17 protein-coding genes are annotated in these 14,224 nt (G+C 73.5%); 12 read left to right on the top strand and 5 right to left on the bottom strand.

The genetic code is table 11. The features are described 5' to 3' along the window. Positions 1-93: 93 nt before the first annotated feature. From bioB to AQJ11_RS32015, 4 genes are all read left to right on the top strand, one after another. A complete protein-coding gene (bioB, locus tag AQJ11_RS32030) occupies positions 94-1,245 on the top strand; it encodes a biotin synthase BioB (protein WP_059265494.1) in 1,152 nt (383 codons plus the stop codon). Further along, a complete protein-coding gene (locus AQJ11_RS32025; RefSeq protein WP_041665006.1) occupies positions 1,238-2,518 on the top strand; it encodes an adenosylmethionine--8-amino-7-oxononanoate transaminase in 1,281 nt (426 codons plus the stop codon). The genes bioB and AQJ11_RS32025 overlap by 8 nt, the downstream gene beginning before the upstream one ends. A gap of 1 nt (position 2,519) precedes the next feature. After that, positions 2,520-3,236 carry a dethiobiotin synthase gene (gene bioD, locus AQJ11_RS32020; RefSeq protein WP_014671295.1) on the top strand — a complete coding sequence of 239 codons (717 nt, stop codon included), beginning with the start codon at positions 2,520-2,522 and terminating at the stop codon, positions 3,234-3,236. A 218-nt stretch (positions 3,237-3,454) separates the two neighbouring features. Then, positions 3,455-4,147 (top strand): class I SAM-dependent methyltransferase, encoded by a 693-nt coding sequence (locus AQJ11_RS32015; RefSeq protein WP_059265493.1) that lies wholly within the window; start codon positions 3,455-3,457, stop codon positions 4,145-4,147. Here the strand turns inward: AQJ11_RS32015 and AQJ11_RS32010 are convergent, their stop codons facing one another. Beyond that, positions 4,148-4,522 (bottom strand): hypothetical protein, encoded by a 375-nt coding sequence (locus AQJ11_RS32010; RefSeq protein ID WP_059265571.1) that lies wholly within the window; start codon positions 4,520-4,522, stop codon positions 4,148-4,150. A 4-nt stretch (positions 4,523-4,526) separates the two neighbouring features. After that, positions 4,527-4,769, bottom strand: coding sequence for a hypothetical protein (locus AQJ11_RS32005; RefSeq protein WP_059265492.1), 243 nt, complete (start codon positions 4,767-4,769; stop codon positions 4,527-4,529). A gap of 183 nt (positions 4,770-4,952) precedes the next feature. Here AQJ11_RS32005 and AQJ11_RS32000 point away from each other — a divergent pair, with 183 nt between their 5' ends. From AQJ11_RS32000 to mug, 8 genes are all read left to right on the top strand, one after another. Then, positions 4,953-5,840: an LLM class F420-dependent oxidoreductase gene (locus AQJ11_RS32000; protein ID WP_059265491.1), complete on the top strand. Its 888-nt coding sequence runs from the start codon at positions 4,953-4,955 to the stop codon at positions 5,838-5,840. 45 nt (positions 5,841-5,885) lie between these two features. Further along, positions 5,886-6,311 carry a GNAT family N-acetyltransferase gene (locus AQJ11_RS31995; RefSeq protein WP_059265490.1) on the top strand — a complete coding sequence of 142 codons (426 nt, stop codon included), beginning with the start codon at positions 5,886-5,888 and terminating at the stop codon, positions 6,309-6,311. 152 nt (positions 6,312-6,463) lie between these two features. After that, positions 6,464-7,897, top strand: coding sequence for a hemolysin family protein (locus AQJ11_RS31990; protein ID WP_059265489.1), 1,434 nt, complete (start codon positions 6,464-6,466; stop codon positions 7,895-7,897). Continuing rightward, positions 7,894-8,913: a hemolysin family protein gene (locus AQJ11_RS31985; RefSeq protein ID WP_014671303.1), complete on the top strand. Its 1,020-nt coding sequence runs from the start codon at positions 7,894-7,896 to the stop codon at positions 8,911-8,913. The genes AQJ11_RS31990 and AQJ11_RS31985 overlap by 4 nt, the downstream gene beginning before the upstream one ends. A 135-nt stretch (positions 8,914-9,048) precedes the next feature. After that, positions 9,049-9,837, top strand: coding sequence for an SGNH/GDSL hydrolase family protein (locus AQJ11_RS31980; protein ID WP_014671304.1), 789 nt, complete (start codon positions 9,049-9,051; stop codon positions 9,835-9,837). Positions 9,838-9,847: 10 nt separating this feature from the next. Next, positions 9,848-10,003 (top strand): hypothetical protein, encoded by a 156-nt coding sequence (locus AQJ11_RS50020; RefSeq protein WP_167360885.1) that lies wholly within the window; start codon positions 9,848-9,850, stop codon positions 10,001-10,003. 59 nt (positions 10,004-10,062) lie between these two features. After that, positions 10,063-11,505, top strand: a complete 1,443-nt coding sequence (gene purB, locus AQJ11_RS31975) for an adenylosuccinate lyase (protein WP_059265488.1) — start codon at positions 10,063-10,065, stop codon at positions 11,503-11,505. Between the two features lie 80 nt (positions 11,506-11,585). Further along, complete coding sequence (mug, locus tag AQJ11_RS31970; RefSeq protein WP_079082488.1) at positions 11,586-12,116, top strand: G/U mismatch-specific DNA glycosylase; 531 nt, start codon at positions 11,586-11,588, stop codon at positions 12,114-12,116. Here the strand turns inward: mug and AQJ11_RS31965 are convergent. Genes AQJ11_RS31965 through AQJ11_RS31955 form a run of 3 tightly spaced genes read right to left on the bottom strand, consistent with a single transcriptional unit; the run spans position 12,077 to position 14,199 of the window. After that, the gene (locus tag AQJ11_RS31965) at positions 12,077-12,520 is read right to left on the bottom strand and encodes a hypothetical protein (protein WP_059265487.1); all 444 of its coding nucleotides are present in this window, start codon (positions 12,518-12,520) and stop codon (positions 12,077-12,079) included. The two genes, mug and AQJ11_RS31965, sit on opposite strands and share 40 nt — an antisense overlap. 45 nt (positions 12,521-12,565) lie before the next feature. Next, on the bottom strand, positions 12,566-13,276 hold the full coding sequence (locus AQJ11_RS31960) for an ABC transporter permease (protein ID WP_059265486.1): 711 nt from the start codon (positions 13,274-13,276) through the stop codon (positions 12,566-12,568). Between the two features lie 2 nt (positions 13,277-13,278). Beyond that, positions 13,279-14,199 carry an ATP-binding cassette domain-containing protein gene (locus tag AQJ11_RS31955; RefSeq protein WP_059265485.1) on the bottom strand — a complete coding sequence of 307 codons (921 nt, stop codon included), beginning with the start codon at positions 14,197-14,199 and terminating at the stop codon, positions 13,279-13,281. Between the last annotated feature and the right edge of the window lie 25 nt (positions 14,200-14,224).

Raw genomic sequence — 14,224 nt, 5'->3', positions numbered from 1 at the left:
GCCCAGGGTGTGGCAATACCCACACGGTGAACGTGCTCCGTTGTGTGAAGTCTCCTTGGCCCGGGGCGGTCCCGTAGGACAGGATCAGGCCCCATGGACCTGCTGAACACGCTGGTGGACAAGGGGCTTCGGCGCGAGCTGCCGACCCGCGAGGAAGCGCTCGCCGTGCTGGCCACCTCCGATGACGACCTGCTCGACGTGGTGGCCGCGGCCGGCAAGGTGCGCCGGCAGTGGTTCGGGCGCCGGGTGAAACTCAACTATCTGGTGAACCTCAAGTCGGGCCTGTGCCCGGAGGACTGCTCGTACTGCTCCCAGCGGCTCGGTTCCAAGGCCGACATCCTGAAGTACACCTGGCTCAAGCCGGACGAGGCCTCGCAGGCCGCCGCGGCGGGCCTCGCGGGCGGCGCCAAGCGGGTCTGCCTGGTGGCCAGCGGGCGCGGCCCGACGGACCGGGACGTGGACCGGGTCTCGCAGACCATCAAGGCCATCAAGGAGCAGAACGAGGGCGTCGAGGTGTGCGCCTGCCTCGGTCTGCTCTCCGACGGCCAGGCCGAACGGCTGCGCGAGGCCGGCGCGGACGCCTACAACCACAACCTCAACACCTCGGAGTCCACGTACGGGGACATCACCACCACCCACACGTACGCCGATCGGGTGGACACGGTGCGCAAGGCGCACGCGGCCGGTCTGTCCGCCTGCTCGGGCCTGATCGCGGGCATGGGCGAGAGCGACGAGGACCTGGTGGACGTGGTGTTCTCGCTGCGCGAGCTGGACCCGGACTCGGTCCCGGTGAACTTCCTGATCCCGTTCGAGGGCACCCCGCTGGCCGAGGAGTGGAACCTCACCCCGCAGCGCTGCCTGCGGATCCTCGCGATGGTCCGGTTCGTCTGCCCGGACGTGGAGGTCCGGATCGCGGGCGGCCGTGAGGTCCACCTGCGCACGATGCAGCCGCTGGCACTGCACCTGGCCAACTCCATCTTCCTCGGCGACTACCTGACCAGCGAGGGCCAGGCCGGCAAGGCCGACCTGGAGATGATCGCGGACGCCGGGTTCGAGGTGGAGGGCGCCGACCAGGTGACGCTGCCGGAGCACCGGTCGCAGGCCGGGGCTTGCGGGGACACCGGGGGCTGCCACGAGGGCGGCGGTGTCTGCGGGTCGGCGGTGGCGGTGGCGGGCGAGCCGCGGACCGACCTGGTCGCGGTCCGCCGCCGGGGCGCCGGGACGGACCTCGCGCCCAATGCCTGAGCTCGGCGTGCCGGAGCTGCTGGAACTGGACCGGCGGCATGTGTGGCATCCGTACGGCCCGATGCCCGGGCGCGCGGAACCGCTCGTCGTGGAGGCGGCGAGCGGGGTCCGGCTGCGGCTGGCGGACGGGGCCGGCGAACTGGTCGACGGCATGTCGTCGTGGTGGTCGGCCATCCACGGATACCGCCACCCGGTCCTCGACGAGGCCGTGCGCGAGCAGCTCGGGCGGATGAGCCATGTCATGTTCGGCGGGCTCACGCACGAGCCCGCCGTCCGGCTCGCGAAGCTCCTTGTCGACATGTCGCCTGACGGTTTGGAGCATGTCTTCCTGGCCGACTCGGGGTCCGTGTCGGTCGAGGTGGCGGTAAAGATGTGCCTCCAGTACTGGCGCTCGCTCGGCCGTCCGGGCAAGCAGCGGCTCCTGACCTGGCGCGGCGGCTACCACGGCGACACCTGGAACCCGATGTCCGTGTGCGACCCCGAGGGCGGGATGCACCGGTTGTGGACCGGTGTGCTGCCCCGCCAGGTGTTCGCGGACGCACCGCCCGTCGGGTACGAGGAGGCGTACGCGGACCAGTTGCGCGAGCTGATCGCGCGGCACGCCGACGAGCTGGCCGCGGTGATCGTGGAGCCGGTGGTCCAGGGGGCGGGCGGGATGCGCTTCCACTCCCCCGCCTATCTGCGGGTGCTGCGCGAGGCGTGCGACGCGCACGACGTGCTGCTGGTGTTCGACGAGATCGCCACCGGCTTCGGCCGCACCGGCGCGCTGTTCGCGGCGGACCACGCGTCCGTCAGTCCGGACGTGATGTGCGTGGGCAAGGCGCTGACCGGCGGCTATCTGACGATGGCGGCCACCCTGTGCACCTCACGGGTCGCCGACGGCATCTCGCGGGGCGAGGTGCCGGTGCTCGCGCACGGGCCGACGTTCATGGGCAACCCGCTGGCCGCGGCGGTGGCCTGCGCCTCCGTCGAGCTGCTGCGGGGACAGGACTGGCTCGCGGAGGTCAAGCGGATCGAGACGGGCCTGCGGGAGGGCCTGGCGCCCGCGCTCGACGTGCCCGGGGTGCGGGACGTCCGCGTCCTCGGCGCGATCGGGGTCGTCCAGCTCGACCACGCGGTGGACATGAAGGCCGCGACCGACGCCGCCGTACGGGCGGGCGTGTGGCTGCGCCCGTTCCGCGACCTGGTCTATACGATGCCGCCGTACGTCACCTCGGACGAGGACGTGGCACGGATCGCGCGTGCGGTGTGCGCCGCCGCGCGGGAGGGATGACATGCCGGTACTGGTGATCACGGGGACGGGCACGGAGATCGGCAAGACCGTCACCACCGCCGCCGTCGCCGCCGCGGCGCTCGCGGCCGGACGTTCGGTGGCCGTGCTGAAGGCCGCCCAGACGGGGGTGGGGCCGGACGAGCGCGGGGACGCCGACGAGGTCGCGCGCCTCGCCGGGCCGGTCACGGCCGGTGAACTCGCCCGATTCCCCGAGCCGTTGGCGCCGGGTACCGCGGCCCGGCGGGCCGGGATGGCGCCGGTGCATCCGCACGAGGTGGCCGAGCGGGCCGCCAAGCTGGCCACCGAGCACGATCTGGTGCTGGTCGAGGGAGCGGGCGGGCTGCTCGTGCGGTTCGACGCGGCCGGCGGCACGCTGGCCGACGCGGCCAAGCTGCTGGGGGCGCCGGTGCTGGTCGTCGCCCAGGCCGGGCTCGGCACGCTCAACGTGACGGAGCTGACGGCACGCGAACTACGGCGGCGGGGCCTGGAGCCGGCCGGTGTGGTGATCGGCAGCTGGCCCGCCGCGCCCGATCTCGCCACCCGCTGCAACGTCGCCGACCTGCCGGAGGTCGCCGCCGCCCCCCTGCTCGGCGCGCTGCCCGCCGGCGCCGGCGCCCTGTCCCCCACCGAGTTCCGCGCAGCGGCCCCGACCTGGCTGTCCCCCCGCCTGGACGGCACCTGGGACGCGGAGGCGTTCCGGGTGCGCGAGGCACCGTAGCGGTACCGGGCCGCCGGCGGCGGCGCCCAGGTGACCCGGCCGGCTTACCGGCGGCGGCCGATCGGCGCCGCGTCGGGCGCGGGGCCTGCCCGCGGTGACACGAACGACGCGGTAGCCGGCCCGGTGCCCGGCCGGCCGTGCCGCGGGCTGCTCCGTGGGTGCGCCGGGGCGGGCCGGGGGACACTCTTCCCAGGGGCGTGCTGTCCAGGGAGGTTGCCATGCGGCTGCTGTCCACCCGTTCCGGCCAGGTGGCGCGGGGTCCCGTCCACCATCCGCTGTTCGCCCGTTACTACGCCCGGATCAGCGTCGGCGCGGAGTCCCGGCTCGGCATGGCCGCGATACGGGAACGGCTGCTCGCCGGGATGGCCGGGCGGGTGATCGAGATCGGCGCGGGCAACGGGCTGAACTTCCGGCACTACCCCGGCACCGTCGCGGAGGTCGTCGCGATCGAACCGGAACCCCTGCTCAGGCAGATGGCACTGGAGTCCGCGCTGCGCGCCGAGGTGCCGGTCGACGTGGTGCCGGGAGCGGCGGAGGCCCTGCCGGTCAAGAGCGAGGCGTTCGACGCGGCCGTACTGTCGCTGGTCCTGTGCAGCGTGCGGGATGTCGCGCGGACGCTCGGAGAGGTACGACGGGTGCTCCGGCCCGGCGGCGAGGTGCGGTTCTTCGAGCACGGGCGGGGCGGCGGCCGGCTGATGACGGCGACCCAGCAGGCCCTGGACCGCACCCTGTGGCCGGTGCTGAACGGCGGCTGCCATCTCTCCCGGGAGCCGGTCGCCGCGCTGCGCGCCGCGGGGTTCCGCCTCGGCCCGCACCGACGGGTACTGCTGCCGGAGAAGGGCCCCACGCTGCCGACCTCCTACTGCGCGCTCGGCGTCGCCTGGCGGCCGGACGAACCGGAGGTCCGCTGATCACAGGCTCCAGCCGCGCAGCTCCCGCGCGATGTCGTCGACGCTCGCGGAGCCGTCCTTGACCAGTCGTGCCAGGTCCCGGACCTGCTCGGGCGTGGTGGCGACCTTCTCGCCGCTGGCGACCAGATAGGCGTAGGCGACCGCCGAGGCGAACAGCGCGTTGGCCCGTTCCAGCGCCGGGACGTGGATGAGCAGCTGGAGCAGGGAGGCGGCGCGGGCGTGCGGGGTGTCGTACACGGGCACGCCGAATATCTCGGCCCGGTGCCGGGCGACGGCGGCGACCAGGGCGCCCCAGTCGGTGACCTGCGGATCCCCCGGGGTCTTCTGTTCGGCGAGCATGAGCAGCCAGGCGAGGTCGATGCTGAGACCGTTCAAGGGATCAGCGGCGGCCTTCACCGGCGTCCGAGCCGCGGGTCTCGGTGAACTCCTCGGCGAACACGGACTCGTACTGCTTCATGAAGTCGGCGGCGGCCTCGACGAAGGTGCGGCCCGCCTCGCCGGTGTCCTGTCTGACCAGCTCCTCGATGTAGCGGTTGACGCTCATGCCGCGGGCCAGGGCGCGCTCGCGGGCGGCACGGGCGGTGCCCTCGTCCACGCGCACGTTCAGCTGGGTCTTCGCCATGCCTCGACGCTAGCGCCGGAACGCTAGCGGCGGCAAGGGCGCACGGAGGCACGGCGCCGGGCCCGCGCCTCCCGCGGGCCGCCGCGCGCGACCGGTCCGGGGCCCGGGGTGTTTCCGATCGGCGGGGGGCCGGGGTCGGACATGATGGAAGCGACTCAAGTCAGCGCTGCCCTGGGAGAGTTCATGCCGCGTCCGTTCCGCTTCGGAGTCAACCTGCTCGCCTCCGCGCCCGCCGACGAGTGGCGCGCCAAGTGCCGCCGCGCCGAGGAGCTGGGGTACGACGTGATCCTCGTCCCGGACCACCTCGGCATGGTCGCGCCCTTCCCGGCGCTGGTCGCGGCGGCACAGGCGACGGAACGGCCGCGACTCGGCACGTTCGTGCTCAACGCGGGCTTCTGGAACCCGGCGCTGCTGGCCCGGGAGGTGGCGACCACCGACACGCTGACCGGCGGCCGGCTCGAACTCGGCCTCGGCACCGGGTACGTACAGGCGGAGCACGAGGCGGCCGGGCTGCCGTACGGCTCCCCGCGCGAGCGGGTGGACCACCTGGAGCGCACGGTGGCGGAGCTGGGGCGGCTGCTCGGTTCCGCGGAACACGAGCCGCGGCCCGCGCAGTCCCGGGTGCCGGTGCTGATCGGCGCCAACGGCGACCGGATGCTGCGCCTGACCGCCGCCCACGCGGACATCGCGGCCTTCACCGGGGCCCGGCCGGGCAGGACGCCCGGCACGCTGGATCCGCTGGGTGCCGAGGAACTGGACGAGCGGGTGGCCCGCTACCGCGCGCTGGCGGCGGACCGGGCAACGCCCGCCGAGCTGAACCTGCTGGTCCAGGCCGTGGCCGTCACCGACGACCCCGAGCCGGTGCTGGGGCCGCTGCTGGAGCGGCGGCCCGACCTGACCCTGGACCAGGTACTGGCGCTGCCCCTCGTGCTGGTCGGCCCTCTGGAGGAGGTCGTGGCGAAGGCGCGGGCCCAGCGGGAGCGGTTCGGGTTCTCGTACCTGACCGTGCTGGAGCCCTTCATGGAGGCGTTCGCGCCGGTGATGCAGCGGCTGCGCGCGGAGTCCGCATGACGGAATCCGGGGCGGTGCGCGGACGGTCCCGATCATGATGAGCGCATGACTGATCTGCGTCTGCGCACCGCCGGGTCCGACGATCTCGACGCCGTCCTCGCGTTCTGGAGGACGGCCGCCGAGGGCACCAGCATCAGCGACGACCGCGCCGGGGTGGAGCGGCTGACCGACCGCGACCCGGAGGCCCTGATCCTCGCCGAACAGGACGGCGAGCTGGTCGGCACGGTGATCGCCGGCTTCGACGGCTGGCGGTGCCATCTGTACCGGCTCGCGGTGCACCCGGAGCGGCGGCGGCAGGGCATCGCCTCGGCGCTGCTGGCCGCCGCCGAGGAGCGGTTCGTACGGCTCGGTGGGCGGCGCGCGGACGCGATGGTGCTGGTCCGCAACGCGACCGCGCAGCACGCCTGGGGTGCGGCCGGGTACGGGCCGGAGGAGCACTGGCGGCGCTGGGTGAAGCCGCTCACGGACTGAGACCGAAAGGCTTCTTTGCCCATCCTTTACGCTTGAGGGAGCACTCGGCCCTCTATGAAAGGTTGTGAGCGTCCGCCCATGGGCGAGCCTCCCAGTCCGCGATACCGCGCGTTCTTTCGAACCCTGTCCGATCCTGGGACGGGGGTGACCCGATGACCGAAGTGCTCCTCCTTCTGGTGGCGATCCTGCTGTCGCTGGCCTGCGGGGCCTTCGTGGCGGCGGAGTTCTCGCTGACCACGGTGGAACGCGGCGAGCTGGAGCGGGCCGCCGCGCGTGGCGAGCGGGGTGCCGCCGGCGCCCTGAAGGCCGTACGGAACCTCACCTTCCAGCTGTCCGGCGCGCAGCTCGGCATCACCGTCACCAACCTGGTGGTCGGCATGCTCGCCGAGCCGTCGGTCGCCAAGCTGCTCGCCGGGCCGTTCCAGGCGATGGGTCTGTCACGGACCACGGCGAGCTCGGCCGCGCTGGTGCTGGGCACGGCCCTGTCGACGGTGGTCCTGATGGTCGTCGGCGAGCTGGTGCCCAAGAACTGGGCGATCTCCTCGCCCCTGACCATGGCCAGGCGGGTCGGCAATGCCCAGCGCCTGTTCAGCGCCGCCTTCCGTCCCTTCATCACCCACCTGAACAACACCGCCAACCGCTTCGTGCGCCGGCTCGGCATCGAGCCCGCCGAAGAGCTGGCCTCCGCGCGCGGGCCGCAGGAGCTGGCCGCTCTCGCCCGGCACTCCGCCAAGGAGGGCGCCCTGGAGGCGGACACCGCCGAGCTGTTCGTCCGGACGCTGAACCTGGCCGGCCTCACCGCCGAGAACGTGATGACCCCGCGCGTCCAGGTCATCGCCCTGGACACCCAGGCGACCTGCGAGGACGTGGCCAACGCCACCCGGGCGACCGGCCTGAGCCGGTTCCCGGTGTACCGGGGCAGCCTGGACTCGGTCGTCGGCATCGCCCACATCAAGGACGTGCTGGCCGTCCCCGCCGACCAGCGGCGCCACCGCACCGTCGCCCAGGTGATGCGCGAGCCGCTGCTGGTGCCCGAGTCCCTGACCGTCGACCGGCTGCTGGACCGGCTCGGCGGCAAGCGCACCATGGCCGTCGTCATCGACGAGTACGGCGGTACGGCCGGGGTCGCCACCCTGGAGGACATCGTGGAGGAGGTCGTCGGCGAGGTGCGGGACGAGCACGACCCGCACGAGACGCCCGACCTCGCCCCCGCCGGCGCGGACGAGCGGGGCCGGGCCCTGTACGCGGCGGACGGCGCCGCCCGCACCGACCAGCTCGCGCGCGTGGGACTGCGCGTGCCCGAGGGTCCGTACGAGACCCTGGCCGGACTGGTCGCCACAGAGCTGGGCCGGATACCCGCCGCCGGGGACAGCGTCGAGGTGGCCGGCTGGCTGCTGGACGTCGTCGACGCCTCGGGCCGCCGGGCCGCCCGCGTGCTGATGCACGCGCCGCTGGACGACGAACGCCCCGTCGGACCCGACCGGACCGAGCGCGCCGGGGGACGCCGCGGAACCGAGGAGCGACGCGGGAACGAAGGACGCCGTGGGACCGAGGGGCACCGCGGGACGCGGGAGGGGACGCGATGACCGCCGTACAGCTGCTGATCGGTCTGGCGACCCTCGTCGTCAACGCCTTCTTCGTCGGCGCCGAGTTCGCGCTGATCTCCGTGCGCCGCTCGCAGATCGAGCCGCTGGCCCAGGAGGGCGACCGGCGCGCGCGGAGCGTGCTGTGGGGTCTGGAGCACGTGTCCGCGCTGCTGGCCGCCGCCCAGCTCGGCATCACGCTGTGCACGCTGGTCCTGGGCGTGGTCGCCGAGCCGGCCATCGCGCATCTGCTGGAACCGGTGTTCCACGCGGTGGGCGTGCCCGCGAGCGCGGGTCACGCCGTGTCCTTCGTGATCGCGCTGACCCTCGCGACCTATCTGCACATGCTGCTGGGCGAGATGGTGCCCAAGAACATCGCACTCGCCGAACCGGTGCGCAGCGCGCTGCTGCTCGGCCCGCCGCTGGTCGCGCTGTCCCGGACGCTGCGTCCGGTGATCTTCGCGATCAACGCCTTCGCGAACGGGCTGCTGAAACTGCTGCGCGTGGAGGCGAAGGACGAGGTCGCGGCGACCTTCACGGACGCCGAGCTGGCCGAGATCGTCAAGGACGCCAGCGAGGCCGGCCTGATCGACGACCGGGCGCAGGAGCGGTTGCACGACGCGCTGGAGCTGGGCAGCCGGCCGGTGCGGGACGTGGTCGTACCGCTGCAACGCGTCGTCTACGCGCGCGTGGGCGTCACGCCGGAGCAGTTGGAGCGGCTGTCGGCCGAGTCGGGGTTCTCCCGCTTCCCGGTGGTCGACACCGGCCGCCGGATCGTGGGCTACCTGCACGTCAAGGACGCGCTGGACGCCTCGCCGCGAGACCTGGCGTTCCGCCTGGGCGACATGCGGCCCATCGCCCGCGTCCGCGAGAGCACCCCGCTGGACGACGTCCTCACCGCGATGCGCGGCAGCCGCACCCACCTGGCGGCCGTCCTGGGCGAGGACGGCCGGCTGGCGGGCCTGGTGACGATGGAGGACGTCCTCCGGGAACTGTTCGGCCAGCCGGTGCAGGGGTGAGGGGGCGCTGACGCGGGTCGGCCGCGGTGGCCCGGGGCGCGCCGGTGCCGCGGCTGCCCGAGGCCGCTGGGCGGTTCGGGCGGGGCGGGCCGACCGACCGGCAGGTATTGGCCTCGGGATACCATCTCTGTCGCCATGCAGACGAACCCCACACCTCCGCCGTACACCAGCCTCGTCGCGGTCGGCGACTCCTTCACCGAGGGCATGTCGGATCTGCTGCCCGACGGCTCCTACCGCGGCTGGGCCGACGTGCTCGCCGCGCGGTTGGCCGCCCGCACGCCCGGGTTCCGGTACGCCAACCTGGCCGTGCGCGGGAAGCTGATCGGGCAGATCGTCGACGAGCAGGTGCCGGTGGCCGCGGCCATGAACGCCGACGTCGTCACCCTGGTCGGCGGGCTGAACGACACCCTGCGCCCCAAGTGCGACATGGGCCGGGTCCGGGGCCTGCTCACCGAGGCCGTGGAACGGCTGGCGCCGTCCTGCAAGCAGCTGGTGCTGATGCGCAGCCCCGGCCGCCAGGGCCCGGTGCTGGAGCGGTTCCGGCCGCGCATGGAGGAGCTGTTCGCCTGCGTGGACGAGCTGGCCGAGAAGCACGGCGCCCTGGTGGTCGACCTGTACGGGGCGCCCGCGCTGGCCGACCCGCGGCTGTGGGACGTGGACCGGCTGCATCTGACGGCGGAGGGACACCGCCGGGTCGCCGAGGCGGTGTGGCAGACGCTCGGGTACGACGCCGAGGACACCGAGTGGCACGTGCCGATGGCGGCGACGGCCCCGCCGGGCTGGGTCACGCGCCGGGTCGCGGACGTCCGGTTCGCCCGGCAGCACCTGCTGCCGTGGATAGGCCGGCGCCTGACCGGCCGCTCCTCGGGCGACGGCCTCCCGCCGAAGCGGGCGGAGCTGCTGCCGTACGAGGGCCAGGCGTAGCCTCCCCGGCATGACCTCGTCTGTCGTCGGTGTCCGGGGCCGGATCCAGGCGCTCGGTCCCCGGCCGGAACACGCGCCCGCCGACGCGGTCCGCGTCGGCCGCTCCCCGGAAAGGAACCGGGACGGCACACGGGCCGGCACCGGCGAGGTGACCTGGGTCTCGTAGCTTCCGCCGAACCCACCCATGGCGCTGGCCTGCACGAACCGCCAGTAGACTCTGGACACGTGACTTCTGCGCCCGCCAAACCCCGCATCCCGAACGTCCTCGCCGGACGCTACGCCTCCGCCGAGCTCGCCACGCTCTGGTCCCCCGAGCAGAAGGTGAAGCTGGAGCGTCAGCTCTGGCTCGCCGTGCTGCGGGCCCAGAAGGACCTCGGCATCGAGGTGCCCGACGAGGCGATCGCCGACTACGAGCGCGTGCTCGACACCGTCGACCTGGCCTCGATCGCCGAGCGCGAGAAGGTCACCCGGCACGACGTGAAGGCGCGGATCGAGGAGTTCAACGCCCTCGCCGGGCACGAGCACGTGCACAAGGGCATGACCTCCCGCGACCTCACGGAGAACGTCGAGCAGCTCCAGGTCCGGCTCTCGCTGGAGCTGATGCGCGACCGTACGGTGGCCGTGCTGGCGCGTCTCGGCAAGCTCGCGGGCGAGTACGCCGAGCTGGTCATGGCCGGCCGCTCGCACAACGTGGCCGCGCAGGCCACCACCCTCGGCAAGCGGTTCGCGACCGCCGCCGACGAGCTGTTCGTCGCCTTCGGCCGGGTGGAGGAGCTGCTGGCCCGCTACCCGCTGCGCGGCATCAAGGGCCCGGTCGGCACCGCGCAGGACATGCTGGACCTGCTGGGCGGGGACGCGGCGAAGCTGGCCGAGCTGGAGAACCGGATCGCACGGCACCTGGGCTTCTCGCAGGCGTTCACCTCCGTCGGCCAGGTCTACCCGCGCTCGCTGGACTACGAGGTCGTCACCGCGCTGGTGCAGCTGGCGGCGGGGCCCTCCTCGCTGGCCAAGACGATCCGGCTGATGGCCGGGCACGAGCTGGTCACCGAGGGCTTCAAGCCGGGCCAGGTCGGCTCCTCGGCGATGCCGCACAAGATGAACACCCGCTCCTGCGAGCGCGTCAACGGCCTCATGGTCATCCTGCGCGGCTACGCCTCGATGACCGGCGAGCTGGCGGGCGACCAGTGGAACGAGGGCGACGTGTCCTGCTCGGTGGTGCGCCGCGTCGCGCTGCCGGACGCCTTCTTCGCCCTGGACGGCCTGCTGGAGACCTTCCTGACCGTCCTCGACGAGTTCGGTGCCTTCCCGGCCGTCATCGCCCGTGAGCTGGACCGCTACCTGCCGTTCCTGGCCACCACCAAGGTGCTCATGGGCGCTGTGCGCGCCGGGGTCGGCCGCGAGGTCGCGCACGAGGCGATCAAGGAGAACGCCGTGGCCACCGCGCTCGCGATGCGTGAGCAGGGCGCCGAGCGCAACGACCTGCTCGACAAGCTCGCCGCCGACGAGCGGCTGCCGCTCGACCGCGCGCAGCTGGCCGCGCTGATGGCCGACAAGCTCTCGTTCACCGGCGCCGCCGCCGACCAGGTCGGTGTGGTCCTCGGCCGGATCGAGGAGATCGTCAAGCGGCACCCCGAGGCCGCCGGCTACACCCCCGGAGCGATCCTCTGACCGGCGCGCCCCGCACACCGCGCTCACCGCGCTTCACCAAGGCGGAGCTGGAGGCCGCCCGCGACCGTCTCGTCCCTGACGTGGTCGCGGACGGTCTCCGGGTACTGTTCTGCGGTATCAACCCGGGGCTGATGACGGCCGCGACCGGTCACCACTTCGCCCGTCCCGGCAACCGGTTCTGGCCGGTGCTGCACCTGTCCGGCTTCACGCCCCGGCTGCTGAAGCCGGCCGAGCAGCGGGAGTTGCTCTCGTACGGCCTCGGCATCACCAACGTGGTGGCGCGGGCGACCGCGCGGGCCGACGAGCTGACCGCCGAGGAGTACGTCGAGGGCGGGCGGCTGCTGACCGAGAAGGTGACGCGGCTGCGGCCGGGGTGGCTGGCCGTGGTCGGTGTGACCGCGTACCGGGCCGCCTTCGGTGACCGCACGGCCCGGGTCGGTCCGCAGGAGCGGACGATCGGGGGCACCCGGGTGTGGGTGCTGCCCAACCCCAGCGGGCTGAACGCGCACTGGACGGCGGCGACGATGGCACAGGAGTTCGCCCGGCTGCGGGAGGCGGCGGGCGCGCCCGGTCACGGCGGGTCGGTCTCCGTCACTATCCCGAGCAGCTGAAACGGCAGTTCCTTGTCCCACTGGGACACCCCGAGGGCGATCCAGCGGCCCGTCTCCGGCACCCGCCACAGGTGGACGTCGGGGACGTGTCCGCTGAGCCCGGCCCAGGGCTCCGCGATGTCCTCGCCCCCCATCGTCCGGTCGAGCACGCTGTACAGGCTGATGTGCTGCGGTGGGCCCCACCGCTCCCCGAGCCGCTCCGCGAGGCCGTCCCGGTCGGCCTCGTACTGCGCCTGCGTCTCCTCCCGTTCGCTGCCGTCGCCCTCCCAGAACTCCTCGCTCGTCTGTAAAGCGGCTATGTGATAGCCGGGCCCGCTCTCGCCGTGCTCCGTCCTGCCGTATGCCGACGGGAACTCCCGGGCGCACAGCAGGTCGACGAGGGTCAGGCACTTCGCGATGTCCATGGGATCCAGTAAAGCGGGGGGCACTGACAATTGGCGGTGCGTCAGTCAGGCGTCCCTGCGCCGCACGCTCCACCCGCCCGCCACCAGGGCCGAGGCCGTCCACAGCGCGGTCACCGCGAGCCCGCTCCACGGGCCGAGGGCGCCGTCCCAGGTGCTGTGCAGGGCGACCTGGCCGGCCCGGTCGGGGAGGAAGTCGGCGGCACCGCCGGAGAGATCGCCGACGACGAAGGAGACGATCAGCAGGAACGGGATCAGCACGGAGAGGGTCGCGACGGCGCTGCGCAGCACGGCCGCGAGTCCGGCGGCGAACAGGGTCATCAGCGTCAGGTGCAGGCCGCAGCCGACGGCGCCGCGCACGCCCTCGACCCAGCCGGGAGCGGACCCGCCGAGCGCCGCCCGGCCCACCAGGAGCGTGACGAACCCGGTGAGCAACCCGACGGCCAGCGCCGGCAGCGCGATCGCCGTCGTCTTCGCGGCGAACCAGCGTCCCCGGTCGGGCACCGCCGACAGCGTCAGCCGGAGCGCGCCGCCGCGGAACTCCGACGCGACGGCCGTCGTACCGAAGGCGATGGCGGCGATCTGCCCGAAGTTGATGCCGAAGAACACCGAGAACAGCGGATCGGCGTCGTCGGTGCCGGCCGCGGCGAGCGCCGAGAACGCGACGGTGGCGACGAGGACGGCGGCGAGCGCGCCCAGCAGGGAGCGCAGGGTACGGATCTTGATCCACTCGGCGTGGAGCGCGGGTACGAAGGACATGGTCAGGCCTCCTGGGGCTGTGCGGTGAACTCGGCCTCGGCCGCGGTCAGATCGAGGTAGGCCTCCTCCAAGGTGGCCTCGTGGGCGGAGAGTTCCAGGACGGGGACGCCCGCCTCGGACATCAGCCGTCCCAGGTCGTCCACGCGCGCGTGCCGTACCGTCCAGGTCCCGTCCTCGTCCCTGGAGGCGTCGTGGCCGTGCCGGGCGAGGAGGTCGGCGAGGGCTGCGGGGTCGGTGGTGCGGACGCGGACGTGGGGCCGTACGCGCGCGTGGATGAACTCCCGCACCGGTGTGTCGGCGAGCAGGCGGCCCCGGCCGAGGATCAGCAGGTGGTCGGCGAAGGCGGCGGTCTCGCCCATGAGATGGCTGGAGACCAGGACCGTTCGGCCCTCGGCGGCGAGCCGGCGCAGCAGTGTGCGGATCCAGACGATGCCCTCGGGGTCGAGGCCGTTGGCGGGTTCGTCGAGCAGGACGACCTCGGGGTCGCCGAGCAGGGCGGCGGCGATGCCGAGCCGCTGGCGCATGCCGAGGGAGTACGTCCGTACCCTGCGCCGTGCCACGGGGGCCAGCCCGGTCTCCTCCAGGACCACGTCGACCCGGCGGGCCGGGATGCGGTTGCTCGCGGCGAGGGCCAGCAGATGGTCGCGGGCGGTGCGGGAGCCGTGCGCGGCGCCCGCGTCGAGCAGGGCGCCCACCCGGCGCAGGGGTTCACTGAGCCGCGGGTAGGGGTGGCCGCCGATCGTGGCGGTGCCGGCGGTGGGCCGGTCGAGGCCGAGGACGAGGCGCAGGGTGGTGGACTTGCCGGCGCCGTTGGGGCCGAGGAAGCCGGTGACCCGGCCGGGGCGCACGGAGAAGGTGAGGTGGTCGACGGCGCGCCGGCCGCCGTGGTCCTTGGTGAGGTCTCGTACGTCGATGCTGGTCATGGCAACAGCCTCGCCGGGAACGGCG

It is taken from the genome of Streptomyces corchorusii (assembly GCF_001514055.1).
GTDB classification, from domain to species: Bacteria; Actinomycetota; Actinomycetes; order Streptomycetales; family Streptomycetaceae; genus Streptomyces; species Streptomyces olivaceoviridis.
This window is presented reverse-complemented; position numbering and strand designations above follow the sequence as displayed.